The sequence below is a fragment of the Paenibacillus sp. FSL K6-1558 genome (genome assembly GCF_038002565.1).
GTDB classification, from domain to species: Bacteria; Bacillota; Bacilli; order Paenibacillales; family Paenibacillaceae; genus Paenibacillus; species Paenibacillus polysaccharolyticus.
Genome location: NZ_JBBOCV010000001.1, coordinates 1414537 through 1438179, shown reverse-complemented (window position 1 = coordinate 1438179; position 23643 = coordinate 1414537). Strand labels below are relative to the sequence as shown.

Genomic DNA, 23643 nt, shown 5'->3' with positions numbered 1-23643 from the left:
GAGGTGGAGGCGATTCAATGAAGCTTAGACATGTTATGTTAGAGGTATATTGCGAAGGTAATAATTCTAGCCCTCCATTCTGTTGTAAGGATGGAATTGGGAATCCTGGGTATCATTGTATATCTGAGAATTGTCCTAACGTAAGTTATACTTATGCTCCTTATGAGTTGGCTTACACAGGAGAATTTGGAGTAGTCCCCGACTCAAAGGCTTGGATTGGATTTGGGGGAGACATGTATCCAACTTCCAATGATGAAAAAAAGGAAGCTGAGTCTAAAGAGTTATGGGAACGCATATGCAGGCAGAAAATTCAAGAAGCTTATGTGGATTACATGAAACAAAAGGTGAAATTTGATTAAATATTAAAATTAACACTGCAGATCTTGGGGGGCAATAATCCTCAAGGTCTTTCTTTATTAGCCTATACCCCAGTGCTGAATGAATCGTATGGCACGTCTCTAAAGAACTTTACCCTTACTAGCCCCGTATCAAAATTCCGTCAAAACTGTGTACGCACAGTTACATGCTTGAATGTTATGACCTATTCAGGAGGTTAGCCGGATAAATATCCTAAATAAAATGAGCGGTGAAAACGGATGAGTACAATCATAGTAACACCTGAGCAGTTACATCACTTATCAAGTCAGGTGGATCATGCGAGGCAGCAATTGGAGCATATCCAAGATAATCTCTCCATTCAGATCATGTTTCTTCAAGCCATGTGGATGGGTGTGACACAGGAGCGCTTTTATGATGATTTTGCTAGGTCGCGTCCAGTTCTGCAGAAAGCCCTGGAGAGTATGGTGTATACTTCGAAAGTGCTAAAGGATATCGTTCAGCGCAAAGATACTGTTGTTTTTATAGGATAGATCGGATATTAGTCATGTTAATGTTTGATGAATTTACACAGTACAGAATGAATCCATCATTCAATCAATAACATAAGACCGTATAAAGACTTCTTTAATGGGTTCGAACAGGAGGAAAATGTTAAATGGTGGCGATGAGATGATGAAACGTCTTGTGTTATCTAAAGAGAACATTGGTGGTAAAAAAACTATGGTTAGAAGAAGATGTTGTTGGGGTTTTAGGAGGTTTTTTTCCGAAAGCTCCAATATGGATTAATGTATCTTTTATAGAAATGGAAGGAGATACCGCGATTTTCAAGTTGGAAACCAGTTTGCGTTTTAGAAAACCGACTTTATTAAGGAATGCTGAAACAGGTCAAGCTCCTTTTAAAGCCATTGTATAAGGTATGTGAAGATTATTCTTTTATCTCTTTACGGAAATTTAAGTGGGAGTTACTTAATAAGTAATGAGTCAATCATTTAACGAATAACTGTAGGTTGATCATGATCAGATACCATCGTGATTGATCTGTTCTTTTGTTATTTTCGTTTCTCCCGGTTTATCAAAAGAATCGCAAATTTATGTATCTAAACCGATAGTCACGGTGGAGAGTGGCTTTACGAAGTTAAATCAGGAAGTTAGCCGGATGAAATTGCCATTAAACTTCTGCTAACATAGATATATTCTACATAAAATAAGCGGTGAAAACGGATGAGTACAATCAAAGTAACACCTGAGCAGTTACATCACGTATCCAGTCAGGTGGATCAGGCGAGGCAGCAATTGGAGCATATCCAAGATCATCTCTCCAGGCAGATGATGTTCCTTCAAGCCATGTGGATGGGTGTGACACAGGAGCGTTTTTATGATGATTTTGCAAGGTCACGACCTGTACTGCAAAAGGCATTGGAAAGCATGGTGTATACTTCGAAAGAGTTGAAGGATATTGCGACACGGTTTGAGAATGCAGATGCGGAGAAAGGCAGTCTGGGCGGTGTTATTGGTGCTGTTGGTGCGGCAGCAATGATGAAGAGCTCAGTAAGTGATGCGGGTTCGGAGGACAAAGGCTACCGGATGGCACAAGTCGATGTCCTTGGTAGGCTGATGTGGATGCCTGTAAACGAAAATGGTGTTCCCGATCAGGCATCTCTGCAAGCTTATGAGAAGGATCAGGGGCATTTGGATATCAACCGGATGCAAGCGGCAGGTCATGTGGAAGAGCCGGGGGAAGATATTAATGCGTTGCAGATTAAAGCTTTTGAAAATCGAATCCATCCCTTCACGGGCGAGCCTGTATCCGATAAGTATGCTCAGATAATGCTGACTTCTCTGAAATTCAGCCAGATCGTTATGGCTTTTCAGATGGTTCGCGGAAGTATGCCTGGTCGCAAAGGGCCGTTTCGCTTACCTGCTTCTGATCGGGCGGTGGCGAAGATTAAAAAGAATTTGGAAGCGGCTGAAGCGAGGAAAGGTAGTAATATTAAAGGGGCGGGTAAACCTGATTTTATAATAGACCCTGTTGAGATGAAAAGGTATATCACAGCGCCTGAAGATGGATTTCAAGCATTCCTTGAGCGGAAGTACATTGACATTAGGAAATCAGGGCTTGATGACATCGCAACTGTTGCTAAAAATACAGGATTAACAGAAGAACAGATATTAAAAATGAAAAGGCACTTATTCTTAGATACTAAACAGTTATCTGTTCGTGGTAAGCCCTACGAAGAATTATATTTTCAAGCTGATCCTGATATTTCATATGCATGGCAAAAGGCACAAAAGGGAGAACTTAATAATGCAGAAAAGGGTTGGTTTAGGGACCTAGCAAATCATGAGATTAAAGAAAAAGAATATATGGATGGTGGTATGCCATTAAGAGATAAATCAACATGGAATGCAAAAAAAGATACATTTGATGTTGTTCCAGAGAAAAATGCACATGATAAAGCAGATGTAACAGACCCCAATCCCCCACCTTTTCCTGGTTATGATGCTTCTAAGGATTTTAATAAACATTTTGATAAAGATATCGAATACTAATGAGGTGAACGAAATGTATCTTGAGAGTGCGAAATTAAAAATAAATAATATACATTGGGATAAGGTAGGAACAATTGTGACTGATGAAGATTCTAAATTAGGTTATGAGTTTTTAAGAAGATTAGCTGTTTTTTTTAAAGAGGAACAGCTAAAACCCCTACCACCAGCTTTTACGAATATAGCAAAATTGCTGGGTGACGTTGAGGATGAAATAGAGATTTCAATGTATTGTAGTCCAGAAGCAGTAAAGTTTTTAAACAAAAATTTGTATGTACAAAGAATATTTGAGTATTATTTACAGCTGGCTAAGTATGCAGACAAATCACCAATTGCCCATAAATACTTGAATATTTATGAACTTTTAATAAAAGTTTTTGAAAGAGGTGGCTCATTTTCTATTAAACCGCTTGCATTAGATATAACAAATGTTGCTCATTTCCCTTTGAATGAATGGTATACTAGGTTTTTGGAAAAAGAACCGATTGACATTAAAGACCTTTAATCTTGGAATAACGAAAAATTCAAATAATAGAAGCATATTTAAATTTACCACGTATAAGTTCCAAGGAATGATTTAAAACATTTCAACGCTCAGCAATATAGCGGCAAGTTGTGGGGAGTCTATAGCACACATATGGCTGATTAATCAACGCATTAATTAAGAAAATTTATCAACCGTCCTGATTGGTATAAGACGTATTCAGAGTTGTATTATCAATCATAGGTTAAAGACAGCCCTAAAGACCAACCTTTAGGGTTCCTTTGTTGTGAAGCTAACCGATGCTGTATCAGTTATTCAAGAAATTGTAGGAGTTCAACATGGTAGATTCAAAGATTAGGAAGGAGTACTTACTGTGTTAAAATAAAAAATATAAAGCATTTAGATGCAGGATTTTATACGGAATCTACTTATACCCCATCTGTACAAACATATAATATATTGACAGAACATATGTCAGATGATTGTATTCCAATTCAAATTGAATGTGGCGGAGGTATTTGGTTGTATAATGAAGGGGCTCTTGGTTGAACATGAAAGCAATGGATGAAGCGTGAATAGAAGTTGGAATATTGGACCTTACATAAGGAGTGAGAAAATGGAAGGGAAAGATATTATTAATATGTTTGCTTTGCATAAAAAGTGGGTTGAAGCAATTGGTGATGAAGGTGAGCAGTTAAAGTTAGATGAAGTTGATTTAAGAGTATTTGACTTATCCGATGTATTACTTGAACAATCCTATTTAATAGATTGCACTTTTGATGATCTCAAACTGGAAAATGTTGATTTTCATTCATCATTATTAGCCTCATCAACTTTTATCAATGCATCTTTAGATAAATGTGATTTTTATAAATCAGATCTCAGGTATACGGATTTTTCCAACTGTATCATTAAAAATAGTAGATTTAGTAAAGGTGATTGTTGGGAAGCAGCATTTAATAACGCATGTTTAGTTGATTGTAATCTGATTAATGTATCTTTCCATTTAACAGATTTTAGAAATGCAAGACTAGAAAATGTAGATATAAGTGTATCGACATTTAAAGATACGTTGTTAAACGAAGTAGTACTAAAGAGTATTAAAGGGATAGAAGAAGCTTTTTTTCAGAGTATAAATATTGGCACACCGGAAAAACCAGTGTTGTTAGAAAAAGAAGAAGCTAGGAAATGGTTTTTAGAAAAGTGTGAACCCTAATATTTTTTCACTACATCAGACAGGTTGATCTTAGTTGGGTACTACAATGATTGACCTGTTTGGGTTATCTTCGTTTTCTGCCTGCCAGGTTTGTAGATAACAAAGAAGGGGATGCTGCAATACAACATTACAGTGAGAACAATTTGCTAACTTCTCTGAGAATAAAATTGTCTGGCGTGTGAACCTAGAGGACTTGCAAAAAAAAAGTTGAGGAAGATTTTATAATGAAAATGAATGATTCAGTTTTCGGAGAGCTTGAACATGAATATGTGTGGACTAAGGACATGACTATTCAATTTTTTGAAAATGAAAACAAAATATCACTCATAATTGAAGGAGATGAGGACGGTATATTTGATGAAGAACAGTACCTGGCATATCAGGCATTAATGAAAAATTGGAATGATTTGCAGCAAAATTTCTTACAATCACTCTTAGAGTATTATCAACAAAGGCGATATGAACTGGGTTATGATATTGCTTTTAATGAGAACTATCCCTTAGTTGAAACAACCGACCAAATTCTAGAGATGATTGAGTTAGATGGAATTGTGGTTCCCTATGGAGATATAAGGGAAGGCCGAGATATAGGAGTACTATTTAATTGCTCATGGGACAAGGAAAATGGAGTGGGACTTCGTTTATTGGATGAAGAAGTGATTGAGGTAGGATACCAGGATATCGTAATTTAATTTTGCTCAAGCTTGCGAACAACTACAAAAGATCAGGTCGTCCGTGGAACATAATCAGGAGGAGTTACATATTTACTTCATTCGTTGCAACAAAATTTTACTTCGATAAAGCAGAACAAAAGTTATCCGTTTGTTTAATTAGAGAAAATGGATTTTTTCCAAATAGAACCACATTCGAATCTTGATGTTTATATAAACTTTGATTGGTTCCAGTTTGAGAGAGGAGGGGATTACAATCTCATGGGCACTTCAGCTGTTATTTTAACGCAAAAAGATAAATATTCTCCAGACCAGCTCTTGGCTGATACGATTGTTGCGGCTTTTCATTCGGACGCTGCTCTTTATTTCTATAACAACAAAACGTATACCAATGAAGGAGAATTTTTATATACAACGCTTAACATTAACCGTAAGTCATTTACAGGAGAAAATGAATCCTCATTTATTTTCCATATTCACAGCATAAGCAGCCAGAGTACTGAATTTTATTATCACGAAGATTTAGGTTTAGACACTAGTGAATCCCTATGTCAGGTCGGTCATATTGAAGACACCTATGGTAATCAAGAGTTAATACTTCATTTTATTTATGAATATCTGAAACTGAATCCTGATGATTATTTCTGGATAGCAGACAATGATTGGGTGTATAGCTGGGAGGACATACAAAAACTTAAAACCGTACCATATGATCCGGATTGGTGTTATCGGAATCCTAGAGACTGACTCCCGGATGGTAATATGTTATCCTATCACTCGCTTGAAATATAAGCGTCCATTGGTGAACAAGGAAGTGTGTTTTATCAGAATGGATCTAGAGGGCGAGATTGGGTCTAATGAGTAAAAGGATGATGGCTTTGACTTTACAAAAAAACAGTGGAAACACTGCATCAGTGGATTGACCAGAATTGGTCGACATTAGATCAGACAGAATTAAAAACAACGAGAGAGACCGTAGACTCTTTATAAAATAAATTGATATCTGAAATAGATCATACGGACAACTCGGATCATTTATTGGAAGCAATTAATTACGAACTTACCCATTTCTTTCTGCCGATTCCTTGTGTGATGAAGATGTATCAAAGATTGATTAGGTTGAATCCATACAACCGTTCCTACTATGAATGGTTCACAGATTACCTTTTACAATATGGTCCCGATTGGGAGGAAGAGGCGAGTGCTTTATTCGAACTTTACATGAAAGAAGATTTTCGAAATGCTTGTGAATTTACACAAAAGATTGAACAAGTTAAAGATTTTGAGAATAAGTAATCGATGTTCAGGTATCATACCAAATGGTGATAAAGGGTACGTAATAATTCAAAAGAAGATTCTTTCAACATAAAAGCCAGAAAGGTGTTTTCTTGAAAGAAGAAGCGGAGTTAGCCGTAGGTTGGATCAATACAAAATATATTGAGATCTCGAGGTTCTGATCGAATGAACTTTAGAAGTATAATGACAACGAAAGCTGAAATAGATCAATTAGTCGAATCTTATTTCTGGATTATTGATTTTCCAAGAGCTTTAACATACTTCGGAGATCGTGAAAGACATGGGTATGGTTCAGGTCCACTGGAAGTACAATTCTCATCCTATCATTCGCCAGAAGAAGAAGAGTACATTGGTGATCAGAAAGTATGTTTTATCGGAGAGCCTCCAGCATACGATGAAGATGTAATGGCAGTCATGGAGCATGATGAATTTTATAATTATTTGTTGATTTACAGTGAGAAGTACGTGGAGGAGCATCCAGAAGATAAACAGGAGATATTTAATTTATTAGATTTGGTTAAAAAACGATTGGGTTTACATTCTTAACTTACTGATTGTGAATCTAAAATCATTTGTAATCCAGAGCGGATATTCGTTTTATTTTATATGTCATAGTAATTGTAGTCTAAGTATCGGTGTGAATTTTGTAAGAGTCGAAAACAATCGAAACGTTACTATTAGCCCCGATAGGTGTTTTTAAAAATCTGAGAGCTCTTCCCACTTGAAATATCGTGAGGAATGAGCTTTATTTGCGTATAGAATGTAAATAAAGAAGGTGAGAGGTAGCAAGTAAGGGGCTCGATAAATATTGCGGGCTTTACTTACATGATTACATCTGTCTATCCGTTGGATTAAGAAGAATGGAGATATGAACATGATTAAATATAGATACACTATTGAATATAAAGAGGATTTCAACGATAGGCATAGATTTATCTTTAAAAAATGGTTATCTGATTACTAATTCTTTGGGATCGGATATATTTGGAGATTTCGCCACGATCCAGAAAGAGGTCGGAAACTTAATTGAACTACTGAAAGGGGAAATAACGTTATACGAAGGTGGAGGGAATGTCAATTTAATAAGATCAGACGAGTCTTTTACAACTTTTGAGGATATCTTTGCTGAAGAAGAGGAAGAGGACAGTACATGCAAAATTGAGACGTTAGAATATGTAAAGATCCTATTGTTATGGGCAAAAGAGAACTTTCAATATAAAAGCCAGCGAGATGTTATTTTGAAAGAAGAAGCAGAATTAGCAGTAGATTGGATCAATAAAAAATCTATTGAGGTTTGTGAGCTTGAGAGTCAACAAGTTAAGTAGGTAGAACTTATATCATGGAGTTGGTAGTGCTAACTTCTATATTACTGTTGAAAAATGCTGATTTTAAACATTTGCCATATAACTTGAACCGTAATAGTGGAAAATGTTTTAAATTCCTAATAATATACTTTATAGAGAATATTTATTATTATAAACAATCAAGTGCAAATAGTAGAATACGATGTAAGGAGGATGTATTGTTGAAAGGCATAAATGAAGTCAAAACTTCCGATTTAAGTATGAACTGGGCTTTTGACATAAAAACAAATAGGAAAATATCTGCAAGAGAAATTCATAATAATAAGCTATTAAAAGTGTCCAACCGATATGTATGTATAGGATGCAAAGAACTTTCGAAACATTTGATCTTGGATAATGAAAAAGATAAAAGACAAACAGTTCTCGAACATGTTTCTCATGATGAACACCCTTTTTTCAGAAAAGGAAAGCTTCAACAGCATTACAAACGTTGTCGTTTCCGAAGTCCGGATTCTAATGTTATTTCATTGGCAAGTATGAATGGCATAAATGTTGATGAACGAATGAAAGTGCTGAGAATTTTGACGAGCGCGAAACTGGTTAGAAAAATTGGAAATTTATCAGGAAATTCGAGACAAGCCTACAGCAAGTTCTTTACTTATCCTGCTCATCAGAAGTTTTACTATTTTCTTTCAACTCTTCTCAAAGAATATGAGATTAGTACATTTAAAAAGAATATTTCTGCGTTCACTGTTGAAACAGAGACCGAAGATAGAGTTAAATTTGCTGATATGTTTGGATTACAAGACGACATTGTTAAGCAAGTCGATAAGAATTTAAAAAAATCTACAATTAGCTTAGCCATAATTATCGGAACAGTGGGTAAAATTACAAACAAAGGTCACTTATTAATTGATTTCACAACCAGCAGAGACATAAATAACGGAAATACAAAACCGTTTCGGCTGTTTGTTCATCAAGATTACGTTAGTAAAGTGGGGAATATCTACTTATTAGAAAATCAAAAAATTGCTTGTTACGGATTTTCAGAGAAAAAGTCTTTATCATATGGAAGTGTATATCAAATGGAGTTATTTTCAATTGAGCATCAAATATTTTTCTTCGAAACGCCCCCTTCCCTAGATTGTATTGAAGCAATTAATAATCACAATGATCCTCTTGGGTATACTTTACAGGAATCTGAGAGCTTTATAACAAGACTCTGGGGTGCCGAGAGACTGAACGATCAGGAGATAAAAGAAATAATATCCTCATATTCACAAATTGGGCTTAATGATTACAAAACTGAGCTTGATAGGGACAGAGTCAAAGAAGAGAAGTATAGGGATTTCATTAAAGACAGGGAAAATCTTATTTTGGAGACTGAAAGTTTAAAACAGCAAAATAAACAGTTGCAATTGGAAATGCAAAATGTGGCTAAAAACCATAAGGCTTTATCAGCAAGGTTTTTTTCCAAACTTGGTTTTAACCACAAATCACTGAGAGCGATTGAGATTGATATGCAACAGATCCAAATGCGGGTTTATGAACTCGAGAAACTATTAAATAAAAAAGAAAAAGAAATTGAACAAAATAATGGTATAAAAAGACAATGGGAAGAATGGTATCAAGCTTTTCAAGAAAGAAGTCAAAAAGTTACTAGACTGCAACAATATGCAGAAAAAGAGATCGGATACAAACAAATGTTAGCTGATTGTCAGTCCACTATCTTTCGAATTCCGTTAAAAAATCCAAGATGGAACCTATTTCTCGGATTGCGTACGAACGTTATTAATGAAAATTTGTTTGCGGTAAAAGGTGTAATTCAACTATATAAGTATCAAAATCAAGCTTGGTTTCCGTCGGACCATAAATCACAGGATCAGATTATTGAATATCAAGTTAGTATAAGTCAATTAAATTTGTCACCTAGAAATGCTATAAAAGGATTTTATTCAAAACTTGGAAAAGCCATAATTGAAAGAATTGTTCTCATGGGTTGGCCTAAAGCAAATTGTCAGTGTGTTAAAGGTCACGGTTTGATGAAGTTGCAATTTAAAAGTGGACAGTATTGGTTTGAATGCTGGGATAAGAACTGTGGAGAGAAATATACATTAATATGGGGAAACTAACCCTAAAAACTTATTATTGATATCTATATTTACAAAGTCCTTGCTCCTTGGCAAGACACTGTGTTTGTTCAGGAGAGGACATATTATTTAATTGTCCTCTCGAGTTAATGAAACACTCACTTTGGTGTAGTCTAAAACTGAGATAAACTTATTAAATTATTAATTAGATGGGAATATATACATTCTTATTTAGAATAATTTTTATACAGATAGAGAGTTATTTCTTTTTCTTTTAGAGTAGTAGTCTAAGGGGCTCATGAAATCAAGAGTGGTTTCTAAATAATTTTTTGGCATAATACTATCAATGAAAGTGTTGAAAAACTGATAAAAAAGCCTATCTATTTCAAATAAAATATCAATCCATTCTTCAATATCAAAAATATTTCTCTGAATCATATTGAAATGGTTTCCATTAATTGTTCCAAACATCACTGGCCTCTGTTCACCTAAGCCAGGAGTATAGTATCCCCCCCTATGTTTCATGTAATTGTATTCAGATCTTATTTTACGAACGGTCTTATTAGAATAGAATTCGTGCAGTAGTTCCATTATTTTCTTTTTGTTTCCTAGTCTTAACTTTAAAATCAACACATCATAGGTACAGGCTTTACTATAGTCTGTGTATTTTTTTTCAGAGTCAATAAAACCGTAGTAATCATCTGGAGAGCAATAAAACCATGCAACCTGCCATGATAGATCGATGCAATAATTATAAGTAGCTAATGAACTCTGAAGAAATGTACTTTTAGTGTACTTAACTGATAGATCATCATTAGCTGTTAAGTCTCCCAAATTGCTAACCTCAGAACTATATAGTAATGTTCTAGCATTACAAAAAGTGTTATACGTTTCAAAAATCTTAAAGCCTGTTGTAATTACATTAGGATTAAATTTTGCGTAGTGACCTTCATGAGGGTTGTATTTCAACCAGCCATGAACATCATACTTCTCATAAAGTTCAAGTGTTTTCATTATTTCACCTCGATAATTGTATATTTTTTAGAGTCAAATTATAAATTTATGTTAGATTCCGATAATTTGGCCGGTTACAGTAGCAGTTCATATGAGAATGAATTCTGAGGTTAAGTTTGAGGATAAGGTTTTCTTACATCTGTCCGATTTAAAAGATAATCTGTGCTAGTTTGATGATAATCAGCCAGCTTTATTAATATAGCTGTGGGAATGTCCAATTCACCACGTTCATAGTTGCTATAAACACGTTGACTACAGCCAAGATAAGCGGCCATTTGTGTTTGGGATAAGTCTTTGTCTTCACGCAAATTGCGTATACGAGCATACATGATCATCACCTCACTAATATCATATCTTAGCGCGCTATCCGCTATTGATTTCTAGCGGAAAATCCGCTAAAATATAATGAGAATAGTTGGTAAAAAGACTAGGTGGGGATAACATGTCAAACCTGATCGAAGATTTGTTTCACGGGAACCTACGGTTGGACGAGTCGATTCATCCTGAACAGGCCGAGTATTACGAAATTAACAGCCAAATATCAGACATGATGCAAAACTACAAAACCAAGCTTCCAGATACAGAATACGATGCCTTGGAGCGACTGATCGATTTGATCGGACAATCCACATCTATGTACGTGGAAGCGGCCTTTGAGCAAGGTTTTCGTACAGGTGGCAGACTGATGATTGAGGTTTTAGCAAAACCGTGAGTATCTATCTTATGAGCCAGCAGACAATACACAGCAATTTAAAAATCCCCTTCTCCATTACCACCGACTAGGCTGGCATGGGGGAGGGGACTTTGCTTTATGAATTATTTTTTATTTCACCAATCTATCACTACCGCGCTCCGATATTCTTACCCGCTGGCGTTCCCGATCCAATCAGATCACTACCACCCGCAAGCTTCAGGAAATTACCCAATACAGGCGTACCGTCTGCGGCGCGGGTTACCGAAGGTGCGAGGGAGACAAAGTCGGCTGCGCTGGCGAGCAGGCCTTTGTCGTTGACGCTTTTTTGGTTTTTCCACCAGACGTTGGTGCTGCTGACATCGGTCCCGCTGGTTTTGTCACTGGCGCCGCCCTGGAAGGACAAGTTGTTGATGAAGATGTGGGTACCTTTGTCAAAGGCAAAGTTGCTTTGTCCGTTGTTCCAGGAGGTGTTGTTGTTCATCTGAATCGAACCGGGATTGCTGTTATAGGTGAAGCCATGCTTTTTGTTATTAAACGCAATATTGTTCTCGACAATATGGTTCACGGCAATTTTTTCGCCGCCCAGCTTGAAGCCGTTACCATCACTGTCAGAGGTGGAGGTTCCATCAGCGGTGGCGCCGTTACCGTATGCGATACTGTTGCGGATCGTCACTGCACCGATAGCGCCTGTGTCTGTTTTACTATAGAGATCCCAGCCATCGTCCACGTTATAGGCGGCAATGCAGCCGTCAAAGACGTTCCCTGGACCGACCGTCAGTTTGGCGGCAAAACCGTCTGCATCCTCGCCGTCATCTGGGTCATAGTTGTTGTGAGAGTAGGAACGAATGACTTCGTTATATGAAGGCCATTCACTCTTGGCAGCGGTAGAAGCATAACGTCCCATCTGAATGCCTGTATCCCGGTTATGGTGGGCTTCGATCTGCTCCAGGCGGTTGTAGCTGCCACCGATGAAGATGCCATTATCGCCCGCACCTTTGACTTCAAGTCCTTTTACGAACCAGTAATCTCCGAACATTTGCAATCCCCGATTCGTGGAAGCAAAGGCTTGAGCCGAGAAATCAAAGACGGGTTTTTCCGATCCGTAGGCGACCAGATTTTTGCGTTGTGAAGCGGTACCGCTGTTACCGCGTTCAATCGTAATCGTTTGTGAAAAGCTGTAGGTTCCGCCGCGCAGATAGATTGTTTTGCCTGGGGCGATCTGGGTCAGAGCATTAGCCAGTGACGTTGGACTATTGATCGTTCCCGGATTGCTGGCAGAGCCGTTAGGGGACACGTATAAATCACCTGCGGCCAGCGTGATATCGGAACTGTTTACCATGGACTCTGACGCTGAGGTATTAGGTAACCCTTCCTCCAACAGTTCTGCGGCGCCCACGGAACCACCGCTTAACAGTAATAGAGGGAACGCAGCACTGAGACAGATGTTGGTCATTTTGGATTTCAGGGAACGCTGGGATCGTGCAGATGCATGAGTAGATGTGGAAGGGAATAATTTCATGATGCAAGCCTCCTTGGTTAATTGGAATAAAATATCGAGCTGGCGGCGGGCGGCAACCGAGTATGGACTGAACAAAGCAGAACAGAGCGTGCCTTCAGTGAGAGCAGAATATGATACGTCACTTGCTTCGTCCTGCCCGGCCTACTGCCTAAAAGGTATCCACCCGGACACAGCTTCATGGTAAATGTTGTAAACGCCATCATCAATAATCATTTGATCAGGTCGCGTTTAAGGCAGGCGGGGCAGGGTTAACTGCTCCGAATCCTATCCTTTCCAAAAGAAAAATGTAATCCGATCATTGGCTGATCGCCTTTTTTTAACGAACCATCGTCTGAAATGAACGTGAATATGCCTGTTTTTCCCGAGCTGATCACACGAGACTTATCCCGAGTCTACCGATTTGAACTTCATTTTTCTCCAATATCAACAGATTTCTCCAAACAAAAAGCCCCATAAGCGGCTGCCAACACTGGCACCCAGACTCACGGGGCGATAATTCATCTAACTTTTTATGCAATAATACTCATCTAATTATGGACAATATTCATCTAACCCGTCTAACGCCAATTAATACCCATCCGTTTCCCGACTGCGCTTTTCGGCCTCTTCAACGCTCGAATCATACTTCGGTTGTACTGTTGTACTATCGTCTGTGGATACAGCAGCCAGTCCTTCTGCCACACGTCGCCCGTAATCCGCATCCGCTTGGGTAAAATAAGAAATCATGCGCTCCCGGATATCCGGTTTGCATTGGGCCAATGCGCCGACCATGTTGCTGATTAACTCATCCCGCTCCCAGTCCTCGAACGCCCGGTATGTATCCCCGGCTTGTCCAAAATCATTCGTACGCTCAATTTTCTCCCGCACCAGATGGCCTTCCACCAGCGGTTCATGCTCCTTGCCGCGCGGTTGAGCTTCCGTTAATCCCCCGAGCGAAGAAGGCTCGTAATTCACATGTGGATTTTGACCTGGTGCCCGGTCCACTTTGTACTGCATCTGCCCGCCGCTTTGATTGGTGGCTACCCGGTTCTTCGGCGCATTCACGGGCAGTTGCAGATAGTTTGCACCCACCCGGTGACGCTGGGTATCCGAATAGGAGAAGGTACGTCCTTGCAGCAGCTTGTCATCCGAGAAATCAAGCCCGTCCACCAGCACACCCGTCCCGAATGCGGCCTGCTCCACTTCATTAAAATAATCCTCGGGATTGCGATTCAACGTCATTTTACCTACGGACAGAAACGGAAACTGATCCTGCGGCCACAGCTTGGTCGGGTCCAGCGGGTCAAAGTCCAGCTCCGGATGTTCGCCATCCTCCATCACCTGAACGCACAGCTCCCATTCGGGAAAGTCACCCTGTTCAATGGCATGATACAGATCGAGTGTGGCGTGATTGAAATTCTGGCCTTGAATTTCACTAGCGTCCTTCTGCAGCAGGTTGCGAATGCCTTGTTTCAACGGTTCCCAGTGGTATTTGATGAGCACACCTTTGCCGTCCTGGTTCACCCATTTGTATGTATTTACGCCTGACCCCTGCATCTGCCGATAATTCGCCGGAATGCCCCACGGTGAGAAGAGAAAGGTCACCATATGTGTCGCTTCGGGACTGAGGGAGACAAAATCGAAAAACCGCTCCATATCCTGTGCGTTAGTCAGTGGGTCGGGTTTGAAGGCATGCACCATATCCGGGAATTTGAGCGGGTCGCGGATGAAAAAGATTTTCAGATTGTTGCCGACGAGATCCCAGTTGCCGTCTTCGGTATAGAATTTAACGGCAAATCCGCGCGGGTCCCGTAGCGTCTCCGGGGAATGCCCGCCATGGATGACGGTCGAGAAGCGTACGAACACGGGCGTTTGTTTGCCTTTTTCTTGAAACAGACGTGCTCTTGTATACTTCGATACGGGTTCATTGCCGGCCGTTCCATATGCTTCAAATACGCCATGAGCGCCAGCCCCACGGGCATGCACGACCCGTTCCGGGATACGCTCGCGGTCGAAGTGTGTAATTTTTTCGAGAAAGTGATAGTTCTCCAGTGTGGTCGGTCCGCGGTTGCCCACGGTTCGTACGTTCTGATTGTCGGTAATCGGATGGCCCTGCCGATCCGTCAACGTTTCGTTGGATGGGTCTGAGGAATGGCCGGATGGTGAAGAATGTTTATCCATGGAGCGGTATACCACCTTTCCTAAAGTTGGATTCATGTATATTTTTTCCTAGTGGTCAACATCTATACATAGCCCTATCCAAGCTTCTCCGTTAACCAAGTAAAAAAAGCTTGTCTCCTGATCCATCACATGCGATAATTAACTTTTGCCCTGCGGACTTTTTTGAACGGAAAAGGAAAGAGGACCGCGTCTAAGAATGGAGGCTGACCCAGGATTGTCTACACAACGTTACCCTTTTGCATATGATCCGGCTGAACCTTTTGTATCCCGTCTGGGAGAGTGGGTGGCCGATGTGTTTTATGATATTTTGCCAGAGTCCGGCTTCGAGGTACGGGACGAACAGATTTTTATGGCGTACCAGCTCGAACGGGCCTATGGAGATAAAAAGACGATTATGGCTGAGGCCGGCGTAGGAACAGGTAAAACACTCGTTTATCTGCTCTACGCGGTTTGTTATGCACGTTATTCGGGCAAACCGGCGGTGATCGCCTGTGCCGATGAGTCATTGATTGAACAGCTGGTGAAGCCGGGCGGAGATATTGCGAAGCTCGCTGAACATTTGGATTTGCAAGTGGATGCACGTCTGGGTAAGTCGCCAGATCAATACGTCTGTCTGAACAAGCTGAGTGCCGTCCGATTCGCCGATGAGGATGCGCCAGTGATTGAAGAGGTGTACGAGAGCCTGCCGGAATTCGTGAACACGCCGGGAACACTTCAGGCGTTTCATCCGTATGGTGACCGCAAACAGTACCCGCATCTGAACGACCGCCAGTGGAACAAGATTAACTGGGATCCGTTTCAGGATTGTTTCGTGTGTCCGAAAAGACAACGCTGCGGCCTGACGCTGTCGCGTGATCATTACCGTCGTTCCAAAGACATCATTATCTGTTCCCATGATTACTACATGGAGCATGTATGGACCTATGATGCGCGCAAGCGTGAGGGACAACTGCCATTGTTGCCTGACCACAGCTCGGTTGTATTTGATGAAGGGCATTTGCTGGAAGAAGCCGCATTGAACGCTCTAAGTTACAAGTTGAAACACCGCATCTTCGAGGAACTGGTCACGCGTCTACTCGAAGGGGAGATTCGTGAAACCCTTGCCGAGCGTGTAGATGAAGCAATTGAGAGCAGTGAGCGATTGTTCCGCCTGCTGGATACGTATACGGTGGCGATTCCCGGCTCGGAGCGGAAGGAAGTTCGGGTAGAAGCACCACTGTTGCAAGAGATCGAACGGTTGAACAGTGTGCTGGATGCAATTGGCGAAGAACTGGTATTTGAAAGTGGATTATTCTCGCTGGATGGGTATCAGATGCGCGTCGTGGAAGAACATCTCGATATGATTCAGACGGCATTGTCTCTGTTCCGCAAGGAAGATGGTTACATCTGTTGGGCGGAAGAGAGCGAGGAAGAGACCACGTTGTCGATCATGCCGCGTACCGTAAAAGAAATTCTAAACGAGCGTGTGTTCAACACGGGAATTCCGATTGTTTTTTCATCGGCTACGCTGTCCGTCGACAGCTCATTCCGTTATGTGGCAGACAGTCTGGGGATCGACGATTTTGTATCGTTCTCGGTTGCTTCTCCTTATGATTATGCAGATAAAATGCAGATGAAAATTGCTGAACAAGCCGTTCCAGGCCATGCAGAGAATGAAAACCGTTTGCGTGATGCAGTAGCTTTGCTTCAGGAGAGCGGCGGTCGTGCACTGATTCTGTTCCGTACAATGGAAGAACTACGGGCGTTCAAGCAGGACATCGTTCAAGTGCCTGAAGCAGAAGGCCTGAGCTTTATGTACGAGGGAGACAGAGAGATCAGTGATCTGATTGCAGCGTTCCAGCAGGATGAGGAAAGTGTGCTGTGCTCTGTCAATCTGTGGGAAGGTCTGGACGTTCCAGGACCATCGCTATCCAACGTGATGATCTGGTCGCTTCCGTATCCACCGCAAGACCCTGTCTTCAATGCAAAACGTAGCGCCTCGGCAGCGCCATATGAAGAGATCGATCTGCCGTATATGCTACTGCGTGTGAAGCAGGGTCTTGGACGTCTCATTCGCACAAGCAGTGATTCCGGTTCAGCCGCGATCCTGGATGAGTCGATCTATACCCAGAAGGAAGCCAAAGACCGCATTGCCGCTCTACTTCCCGAAGGTGTGGAATGGACAACCTTGGCACATTAATCGATGTAGATCACATATAGATTTCATACGAAAATAAAAATAAGCTCCTGTTCCCTTGGGATGATTCATCCTTTGGTGAGCAGGGGCCTATTTATTTTGACTATCTATTCGGTTATCAATTTGGTTATCGATTTTGTTATGCGCTATGCACATAGAGCTTGTTGTTTAGAGATTGTTGTGTAATGAATCGTTGCCTTCGGCCTTGTTAAAAAATACCCATGCTTAGATACCGTTCCCCGGTATCCGGTGCAATGCAGAGCACCCTGTGCCCCGGCCCCAGTTCCTTCGCGATGCGAAGGGCGGCCCACACCGAAGCGCCAGAGGAAGGGCCGAGCAGCAGCCCTTCCCGGGCAGCAAGCTGCCGCATCGTATCCAGTGCGTCCTCATCGGACACCTGGATGATGGCATCCCATACGTCGGTATTCAAGATGTCCGGGATGAAGCCCGGACTTGTACCGACGAGCTTGTGCGGTCCAGGCTCGCCGCCGGACAGCACCGGGGAACCTTGCGGCTCCACCGCATAGATGCGGAGGTCGGGAAGCTGCTTGCGCAGCTCTTCGCCCGTTCCGGTGATCGTGCCGCCGGTTCCGGCTGTTGCGATGAAGGCGTCTAGCCTGCCATCCATCTGCTCTATAATCTCGGGCGCTGTCGTGATCCGGTGAATATCCGGATTCGCCTGATTCTCGAACTGCTGCGGAATGAAGCTACCCGGCAGATCGGCGTGAAGCTCTTTCGCTTTGCGAATAGCTCCAGGCATCCGCTCCGCAGCGGGCGTAAGTACAACCTCTGCGCCATATGCCTTCAAAATGTTGATGCGTTCCTTGGACATGTTGTCCGGCATGATCAGAATCGCTTTGTATCCTTTGGCCGCAGCATTCATCGCAAGGCCAATTCCGGTATTGCCGCTCGTCGGTTCGATAATGGGTGCCCCAGGCTGCAACAATCCATCTCGTTCAGCCTGAGCGATCAGGTTGTAGGCGGCACGATCCTTGACGCTGCCGCTTGGATTGAAATACTCCAGCTTGACGAACACGTCAGCGGAGTCACTGCCTGTGAGCCTGCTGAGTCGAACCGCAGGGGTCTGGCCGATCAGTTCGGTCACATCTGCGGCTACGAGCGGATGTGGATTTGTATTATTTTTCATAAATGAAGGTGAATGCGAATTTGAACTTCTATCCATAAAGTACAGCTCCTTGATTGAAAAGACGTTTAAGCTATATCCGTTTCCCATATTGGAATGGTTGGATATGTCTCTCCATCTTAATGACAGAGCACGCAATGGTCAACCTGTTCAGCAGTCACTTGCCTGGAATATGGAGTCTCGGCAGAGCCTTGCATCTTTCATCTGCTGGCTTGGGAACCAATCGCGCCTCCATACCTCGGAAACCAATCATACTCAAGTTTGGGTCAGATCCATCTGAAGATGGCGACTTAGCTCTTTTTTGACCTCATTACGTGCAAATGTCCAGAGCATATAGAACCGCTGCATGTATCCCCTGCACAAATAAACGGTTTCGATGCCATTCTTTCCCCGCGTTTCCTCCAGAACTTTCACTCCACGGGTTCTCATCTGCTTGCGTAGTCCCAGCATCTCCTTAAGTACCTCATTCTGAATACGGGTCAGCGACAGAATATAGACCTCGGGCATTTTCAGAAGCAGCGTATCCAGTGTTCGAATATCCCGTTCCAGTACATCCAGCAAAAGGGTGCGTACGACCATACCTTTGATCAGACGGTGATCTTCATCGGAAGGGGTGGGGGCGGAAGTAGAAGAGGATGTCATGGCAATTCACTTCCTTAGCCTATAATTGGAATTTAATGTTTACAGAACACCTGTTCCTATATTATAATCAATATATGCAAAAGATAACCGTTATACAACCGAGAAATAATGGAAATGAGTTTGTTCTCCATTCTTAATCGTTTATATAGAAACCCAAGTTGTAGTAAGGCGAACGCATCATTCATCTCAATGAAGTCTAATTGCCAAGTAAGAGCACATGATTTGCGCTACAACATCTATGATATGTTAATTGAGAAGTTTGTGGTTTTCAAATGGGTGAATACTTGCTAAGAACGGACAAGCTGACTCCAAAATTTAGGTATAATTTATGGGTTTTGCAGGAAACCTAAGGTCAGAAGCAACATCAACTTGGTCAAACATATATTCAGAGCTAACGTTCCTTATATGCGAATATTGTAATTGGAAATAACAAAGAAAGAACACATTGAGGAATTTGCAAAAGAGCATCAAAAAAGCCCTGCCTTGGGGGGGCGGGGCCTTGAGTAAATGCTGCCGATACAGCGGCAGTCTAAATGTTAGATGTGTAATGGAATAAAATAGAAGCATCTTCAACAGTAAATAAACAACTAAAACTAAAGTCTGCAGCAGGTTGTTACCCAATTTTAAGCAAGATATTGAGGTTTCTCGTAATATGCTTCTTTTTCTAAAATGACTTTGTAAGGCCGCTCCTTGCCCTTCAGTGATGGGCCGATGGTAACGAGCGGTACAGCCGGTTTGTGGAAACGATCCTCTTCCTTGGGTTCCGGAACCGGTCGTGATGAATCAGGCGCAGAACTAAGGCGAACTTTCTTCTCGCTGCCCCAGCGCTTGCTTATTTTTTTCATTTCCGGTCTCATTCCGGTTCGCCTCCTAACAGATCGTTGATGGCGTTAAACAGTTGACGATTTTGCAAGTCAATGTGCTGAAACACCGCCTCATCCGCTTCAATATGACCTATAATGTGAACGGTAATTACATACCTCTTGGCTACAGGATAGCACAGCAGATACTCTTTCTCAAGGTAATCGTCGTACAGATTTACTTTGATTTTGTTTTCTTGATATGAATCGACAACAAGAATGCGTTTGGGATCGTCCGGCTGTTTGTCATCATTGGCGGACAAGTCGTATTTTCTGCCGGGTTCTCCAACATTACCACATAATTGCTCAATGTAACCATTACCATCTGTACGATAGATCGCAGTGCCGCGTACAGTGAATGGCGGATGTGAAACAAAGGCACTTCGCAGTGCGTCACTCATGCGTTCGAGCATCTGGGCATCTGCTTTGCGTGTACGCAGCAATTCCCTAAAGAAACGTAGCAGTTTGAATAATTGCAGTCTTGCCTGATCTTCGGAGCGCTTATGATTCTCGATGATACGCTCAGCTTCGGGATCACTCCAGCGTCCTTGTTCTTCAATGCTGTCTGCGATCTTGGAGCAGGCTACAGATACGGCGGGAGCCCATTTTCCGTCAGAACGAATCTCATATACCAGCGGATTCAATCCCAGCAGATCGGTGGGCATCCGCAATCCTTCGACTTTGGCAGCATCCTTGATGTCCGTAATATCTTCAGGAAGAATGAAAAAAATACGCTTTCGTCCCAGACGGCCCATAAATAGACCCATTTCAAGCATTGTATTATCCCGAACCGATGCGTAGTACTTCCCGCGAATTTTGGATATGTCATCCGGATGGAAGATAAAAATGGCAAAGTCCGTTGTGCGTACCTCAGCTTCCAGATCGTCCATGGTATAACTGCTTGGATTAAATACCCCCGAGTACCACGGGGTGACTTCGGCTGAAAAGCGCAAGTTTTCGTGTACAGCGGCTGCAATCGGCTTCGCTTCCAGCGAGCAGCCAATAAAGACTCTCGGCTTTAACGTTTTCATCACTCCGCCTCGCTTAAACGGTAATGGGATTCAATTGTTATATTATACCATAAAAAGCAGAGTAAGTCTGGAAACGTTTGAATTGTATTGGCGATACCGTTCGCTATAGTGTATGTGCATAAGGAAAAGGATTCCTTTGCTAACGACCAGAAAATAAAAAAAAGCCCGTAATTGTCACAGTTGGGTGACTGCACTGTTATATTTGAAAGCTTCGGTCATAGAATAAAGGAGCAGGTAGCACCATTCGTTAGCTTTGCTGATACGGGTGTGCCTGTATGACGGCTGGAGCAGCCCAGAGGCTGTTTTATGCGTGTTTTTGCTGGGTTGCTTGTTTAGACCCGGTCACATTGGTGTTATATAATAGAAGTACAAGCAAGTTAGCTTTGGTGTTTAAGCAGAATTGAATGATTACAGGTTTGGAGTCACGTTTGAACTTATATTCACACAGGAACGGAGAGTGCAGAACCCATCTGTAGAAGCGAAGCGCTCGCGTTTATCACAGGATTTTTCCTTTTAAAAAAAGGAATCAAAAAAATCCGGGGATAACAACGATCGAAAGAGGGTACTGCAATCGAAGTGGTTAGGTGTGAAACAAGGTGTTCAATGTTGTGCCTCTGTAATGTTTCAGTTCGTTTAACCAAGCACAGCTAACCACAAAACACAGAAAGGATCAGGATACCATGAGTCCCCGAAGGACAATCTCCCCAAGGACAATCTGGAAACGTTACGATCTCTCATACACATAGCGCCCCTTGTAGAGTAAACCAACCGGTTCAACAAAACGGCTGACTCTGCGAAAGAGGGGATTGGGATGAATATTCGAAGGACGTACACGATGATTTCTTCCAGGCTTACCTTTTGCAGGGTACGGTCGGTCTAAAAAACCAACTACAAACTGCGAGGGAACCTGTATGAAGAGAACATCGTTAACCGTACAACACGTTAAGACAGAAGCGATCAAGTTTGCAATTATGTTACTTGGTACATTTATTTTGGCATTTGCTTATTATCACATTAACTTTCAGAATCATTTATCGGAGGGCGGATTTGTCGGTCTGGCCCTGCTCGGAAAATATGCAACGGGTTTATCGCCGGCGATCGGCATGTTGCTACTCGACATTCCTGTCATGATCCTGGCCTGGTTCATCAAGGGCTGGAAATTCATGATCCAAGCACTGCTTGGTGTGGGTGCATTTTCCCTATTCTACGACGGCTTTGAGCGTTACTCCACACTGGTGATGAATTTTAACGGAAACCTGTGGATTCCTGCAGTACTGTCCGGTGTATTGACCGGGGTTGGTGCGGGAATTGTACTTCGCTTTGGTGGAGCGACAGGTGGAGACGATATTCTCGCTGTGCTCGTCAGCCGCTGGAAGGGATGGAAACTGGGAACGGTTTTCTTTGTCAGCGATGCGTTCGTTTTAGGATTGTCACTCTTCTTTCTTCCGGTAAAAGAAACTTTATATACAATTCTGGCTGTATGGATTGCCAGCAAAATGATTACGTATGTGGTCGGCATTCCGGCTCGCGGTACAGTGGTTACAACATCTGCTGTAAAATTACCGATTCCATCGGTTGCCGCCAAAGCGGTCAATGCAGCTACAACACGGACTTCCGTGGCACAAGGCGTAACGAATTGAGCAGGCATTTCAGAATAACCCATAGCTTATATGGCATAAAAAGTATTCGAGCTTTATCAAGCTTTGACTGGTTTGAAGCAAGCTCTGATTTAGAGAGGAATCCCTTTTGTCTGCAGACTCTGCAACAAGAGGGATTTTTTGTTATGCGTTAGGAATGCTTTTAAATAAATGTCCTTGGACATTAGTGTAATAGATGCACATTAGGATTTAAGAGAACGAGCAATTTGTCCATCCTGATTATGAATAATGGCTCGAATATGATGTTTGGTGCTCCATGCTTTAGCGGCATCAACAGCCTCCACTTTGGTAGCGTAGGTGGAATGGTAATCGGATGTGCCTTCTTGTTTAATGGCCCAGCCCGATTCGGTCGGTACAACATGAATGTTGTTATGGCTCTTGGATGAGGAGACAGGTTCGGAGTGGCGCCGATTCCGAGAAGAAGATTCTGAAGAAGAAGACTCGTCAGGTTTTTTTGATGATGTACGAGAAGACGAATCGGAGCCTGACGCCGTATGATCAGGGTGATTCTCATCCCACTCCTCCGCTTTGGCCGTTGCGATGGCAATTGCCCGTCCTTCTTCATAACCGTCATCAAGCAGAGCGTTGGCAATGTCGATGGCTTTATGCCGAATGCGTGGCTTCAGATTTTTCATGGATACCGGGTAGTCGCTTTTATTCCATGGCATACGTTATCCCTCCTTAAATAGTATGGGTTAGTAGTATATTACCCCCAGGCATATCAGATAAACGCCAAACGGTTTCTCATTCCTTTTCTATACTTCGGGGGAGATAAGGCGTATAATACGTTGGTGATAA

General features: G+C 42.0%; 23 protein-coding genes and 1 pseudogene. 15 read left to right on the top strand and 9 right to left on the bottom strand.

What is annotated here, in order from left to right:
* Window positions 1–17 precede the first annotated feature (17 nt).
* The 11 genes and pseudogenes from MHI38_RS06165 to MHI38_RS06115 all read left to right on the top strand — a co-directional run bounded on the left by MHI38_RS06165 (window position 18) and on the right by MHI38_RS06115 (window position 9989).
* Window positions 18–359, top strand: coding sequence for a hypothetical protein (locus tag MHI38_RS06165; RefSeq protein WP_154888357.1), 342 nt, complete (start codon window positions 18–20; stop codon window positions 357–359).
* Window positions 360–596: 237 nt separating this feature from the next.
* Window positions 597–869: a WXG100 family type VII secretion target gene (locus tag MHI38_RS06160; protein WP_308723144.1), complete on the top strand. Its 273-nt coding sequence runs from the start codon at window positions 597–599 to the stop codon at window positions 867–869.
* Between the two features lie 115 nt (window positions 870–984).
* A pseudogene (locus tag MHI38_RS06155) lies at window positions 985–1252 on the top strand (hypothetical protein); the annotation flags it as partial.
* 308 nt (window positions 1253–1560) lie between these two features.
* Window positions 1561–2889 carry a WXG100 family type VII secretion target gene (locus MHI38_RS06150; RefSeq protein WP_341181049.1) on the top strand — a complete coding sequence of 443 codons (1329 nt, stop codon included), beginning with the start codon at window positions 1561–1563 and terminating at the stop codon, window positions 2887–2889.
* A 13-nt stretch (window positions 2890–2902) separates the two neighbouring features.
* Window positions 2903–3391 carry a hypothetical protein gene (locus MHI38_RS06145; RefSeq protein WP_308723142.1) on the top strand — a complete coding sequence of 163 codons (489 nt, stop codon included), beginning with the start codon at window positions 2903–2905 and terminating at the stop codon, window positions 3389–3391.
* Window positions 3392–3986: 595 nt separating this feature from the next.
* Window positions 3987–4586 carry a pentapeptide repeat-containing protein gene (locus MHI38_RS06140; RefSeq protein WP_341181048.1) on the top strand — a complete coding sequence of 200 codons (600 nt, stop codon included), beginning with the start codon at window positions 3987–3989 and terminating at the stop codon, window positions 4584–4586.
* A 224-nt stretch (window positions 4587–4810) separates the two neighbouring features.
* The gene (locus MHI38_RS06135) at window positions 4811–5278 is read left to right on the top strand and encodes a DUF6985 domain-containing protein (protein ID WP_341181047.1); all 468 of its coding nucleotides are present in this window, start codon (window positions 4811–4813) and stop codon (window positions 5276–5278) included.
* A 240-nt stretch (window positions 5279–5518) separates the two neighbouring features.
* The gene (locus MHI38_RS06130) at window positions 5519–6004 is read left to right on the top strand and encodes a hypothetical protein (protein WP_341181046.1); all 486 of its coding nucleotides are present in this window, start codon (window positions 5519–5521) and stop codon (window positions 6002–6004) included.
* A 732-nt stretch (window positions 6005–6736) separates the two neighbouring features.
* Window positions 6737–7099 (top strand): ribonuclease toxin immunity protein CdiI, encoded by a 363-nt coding sequence (cdiI, locus tag MHI38_RS06125; protein WP_341181045.1) that lies wholly within the window; start codon window positions 6737–6739, stop codon window positions 7097–7099.
* A gap of 350 nt (window positions 7100–7449) precedes the next feature.
* Window positions 7450–7878: a hypothetical protein gene (locus MHI38_RS06120; protein ID WP_341181044.1), complete on the top strand. Its 429-nt coding sequence runs from the start codon at window positions 7450–7452 to the stop codon at window positions 7876–7878.
* 200 nt (window positions 7879–8078) lie between these two features.
* Window positions 8079–9989 carry a hypothetical protein gene (locus tag MHI38_RS06115; RefSeq protein WP_341181043.1) on the top strand — a complete coding sequence of 637 codons (1911 nt, stop codon included), beginning with the start codon at window positions 8079–8081 and terminating at the stop codon, window positions 9987–9989.
* 201 nt (window positions 9990–10190) lie between these two features.
* Here the strand turns inward: MHI38_RS06115 and MHI38_RS06110 are convergent, their stop codons facing one another.
* Together MHI38_RS06110 and MHI38_RS06105 are read right to left on the bottom strand one after the other, a co-directional pair.
* A complete protein-coding gene (locus MHI38_RS06110) occupies window positions 10191–10961 on the bottom strand; it encodes a hypothetical protein (protein ID WP_341181042.1) in 771 nt (256 codons plus the stop codon).
* A 110-nt stretch (window positions 10962–11071) separates the two neighbouring features.
* A complete protein-coding gene (locus MHI38_RS06105; protein ID WP_341181041.1) occupies window positions 11072–11290 on the bottom strand; it encodes a helix-turn-helix domain-containing protein in 219 nt (72 codons plus the stop codon).
* Between the two features lie 113 nt (window positions 11291–11403).
* Here MHI38_RS06105 and MHI38_RS06100 point away from each other — a divergent pair, with 113 nt between their 5' ends.
* Window positions 11404–11673: a DUF6809 family protein gene (locus tag MHI38_RS06100; RefSeq protein ID WP_341181040.1), complete on the top strand. Its 270-nt coding sequence runs from the start codon at window positions 11404–11406 to the stop codon at window positions 11671–11673.
* A 130-nt stretch (window positions 11674–11803) separates the two neighbouring features.
* Here the strand turns inward: MHI38_RS06100 and MHI38_RS06095 are convergent, their stop codons facing one another.
* Entirely contained in the window at window positions 11804–12994 is a 1191-nt protein-coding gene (locus MHI38_RS06095; protein WP_341181907.1) for a right-handed parallel beta-helix repeat-containing protein, read from the bottom strand.
* A gap of 178 nt (window positions 12995–13172) precedes the next feature.
* Here MHI38_RS06095 and MHI38_RS06090 point away from each other — a divergent pair, with 178 nt between their 5' ends.
* Entirely contained in the window at window positions 13173–13358 is a 186-nt protein-coding gene (locus tag MHI38_RS06090) for a hypothetical protein (RefSeq protein WP_341181039.1), read from the top strand.
* A gap of 383 nt (window positions 13359–13741) precedes the next feature.
* Here the strand turns inward: MHI38_RS06090 and MHI38_RS06085 are convergent, their stop codons facing one another.
* Entirely contained in the window at window positions 13742–15334 is a 1593-nt protein-coding gene (locus MHI38_RS06085; RefSeq protein WP_341181906.1) for a catalase, read from the bottom strand.
* Between the two features lie 196 nt (window positions 15335–15530).
* On the opposite strand from MHI38_RS06085, the gene MHI38_RS06080 reads away from it, so the two are divergent.
* Window positions 15531–17513, top strand: a complete 1983-nt coding sequence (locus MHI38_RS06080; protein WP_341181038.1) for an ATP-dependent DNA helicase — start codon at window positions 15531–15533, stop codon at window positions 17511–17513.
* 205 nt (window positions 17514–17718) lie between these two features.
* Here the strand turns inward: MHI38_RS06080 and cysK are convergent, their stop codons facing one another.
* The 4 genes from cysK to MHI38_RS06060 form a co-directional block, all read right to left on the bottom strand.
* On the bottom strand, window positions 17719–18657 hold the full coding sequence (cysK, locus tag MHI38_RS06075; protein WP_341181037.1) for a cysteine synthase A: 939 nt from the start codon (window positions 18655–18657) through the stop codon (window positions 17719–17721).
* Window positions 18658–18909: 252 nt separating this feature from the next.
* A complete protein-coding gene (locus MHI38_RS06070) occupies window positions 18910–19296 on the bottom strand; it encodes a hypothetical protein (protein ID WP_341181036.1) in 387 nt (128 codons plus the stop codon).
* A gap of 623 nt (window positions 19297–19919) precedes the next feature.
* Entirely contained in the window at window positions 19920–20153 is a 234-nt protein-coding gene (locus MHI38_RS06065) for a hypothetical protein (RefSeq protein WP_090922613.1), read from the bottom strand.
* The gene (locus MHI38_RS06060) at window positions 20150–21187 is read right to left on the bottom strand and encodes a nucleotide-binding protein (RefSeq protein ID WP_154888391.1); all 1038 of its coding nucleotides are present in this window, start codon (window positions 21185–21187) and stop codon (window positions 20150–20152) included. Before MHI38_RS06060 ends, MHI38_RS06065 begins: the two co-directional genes overlap by 4 nt.
* 911 nt (window positions 21188–22098) lie before the next feature.
* Between MHI38_RS06060 and MHI38_RS06055 the strand changes: the two genes are divergently transcribed.
* The gene (locus MHI38_RS06055; protein WP_154888393.1) at window positions 22099–22827 is read left to right on the top strand and encodes a YitT family protein; all 729 of its coding nucleotides are present in this window, start codon (window positions 22099–22101) and stop codon (window positions 22825–22827) included.
* 200 nt (window positions 22828–23027) lie between these two features.
* On the opposite strand, the gene MHI38_RS06050 is transcribed toward MHI38_RS06055, so the two are convergent.
* Complete coding sequence (locus tag MHI38_RS06050) at window positions 23028–23513, bottom strand: DUF2188 domain-containing protein (RefSeq protein WP_154957678.1); 486 nt, start codon at window positions 23511–23513, stop codon at window positions 23028–23030.
* Window positions 23514–23643 lie beyond the last annotated feature (130 nt).

Coding starts and splice junctions, on each gene's coding strand:
- MHI38_RS06165 (WP_154888357.1), top strand. CDS start 18: ATGAAGCTTAGACATGTTATGTTAGAGGTATATTGCGAAGGTAATAAT.
- MHI38_RS06160 (WP_308723144.1), top strand. CDS start 597: ATGAGTACAATCATAGTAACACCTGAGCAGTTACATCACTTATCAAGT.
- MHI38_RS06150 (WP_341181049.1), top strand. CDS start 1,561: ATGAGTACAATCAAAGTAACACCTGAGCAGTTACATCACGTATCCAGT.
- MHI38_RS06145 (WP_308723142.1), top strand. CDS start 2,903: ATGTATCTTGAGAGTGCGAAATTAAAAATAAATAATATACATTGGGAT.
- MHI38_RS06140 (WP_341181048.1), top strand. CDS start 3,987: ATGGAAGGGAAAGATATTATTAATATGTTTGCTTTGCATAAAAAGTGG.
- MHI38_RS06135 (WP_341181047.1), top strand. CDS start 4,811: ATGAAAATGAATGATTCAGTTTTCGGAGAGCTTGAACATGAATATGTG.
- MHI38_RS06130 (WP_341181046.1), top strand. CDS start 5,519: ATGGGCACTTCAGCTGTTATTTTAACGCAAAAAGATAAATATTCTCCA.
- cdiI (WP_341181045.1), top strand. CDS start 6,737: ATGACAACGAAAGCTGAAATAGATCAATTAGTCGAATCTTATTTCTGG.
- MHI38_RS06110 (WP_341181042.1), bottom strand. CDS start 10,961: ATGAAAACACTTGAACTTTATGAGAAGTATGATGTTCATGGCTGGTTG.
- MHI38_RS06105 (WP_341181041.1), bottom strand. CDS start 11,290: ATGTATGCTCGTATACGCAATTTGCGTGAAGACAAAGACTTATCCCAA.
- MHI38_RS06100 (WP_341181040.1), top strand. CDS start 11,404: ATGTCAAACCTGATCGAAGATTTGTTTCACGGGAACCTACGGTTGGAC.
- MHI38_RS06095 (WP_341181907.1), bottom strand. CDS start 12,994: ATGGTAAACAGTTCCGATATCACGCTGGCCGCAGGTGATTTATACGTG.
- MHI38_RS06090 (WP_341181039.1), top strand. CDS start 13,173: ATGATGCAAGCCTCCTTGGTTAATTGGAATAAAATATCGAGCTGGCGG.
- MHI38_RS06085 (WP_341181906.1), bottom strand. CDS start 15,334: ATGGATAAACATTCTTCACCATCCGGCCATTCCTCAGACCCATCCAAC.
- MHI38_RS06080 (WP_341181038.1), top strand. CDS start 15,531: ATGGAGGCTGACCCAGGATTGTCTACACAACGTTACCCTTTTGCATAT.
- cysK (WP_341181037.1), bottom strand. CDS start 18,657: ATGAAAAATAATACAAATCCACATCCGCTCGTAGCCGCAGATGTGACC.
- MHI38_RS06070 (WP_341181036.1), bottom strand. CDS start 19,296: ATGACATCCTCTTCTACTTCCGCCCCCACCCCTTCCGATGAAGATCAC.
- MHI38_RS06065 (WP_090922613.1), bottom strand. CDS start 20,153: ATGAGACCGGAAATGAAAAAAATAAGCAAGCGCTGGGGCAGCGAGAAG.
- MHI38_RS06060 (WP_154888391.1), bottom strand. CDS start 21,187: ATGAAAACGTTAAAGCCGAGAGTCTTTATTGGCTGCTCGCTGGAAGCG.
- MHI38_RS06055 (WP_154888393.1), top strand. CDS start 22,099: ATGAAGAGAACATCGTTAACCGTACAACACGTTAAGACAGAAGCGATC.
- MHI38_RS06050 (WP_154957678.1), bottom strand. CDS start 23,513: ATGCCATGGAATAAAAGCGACTACCCGGTATCCATGAAAAATCTGAAG.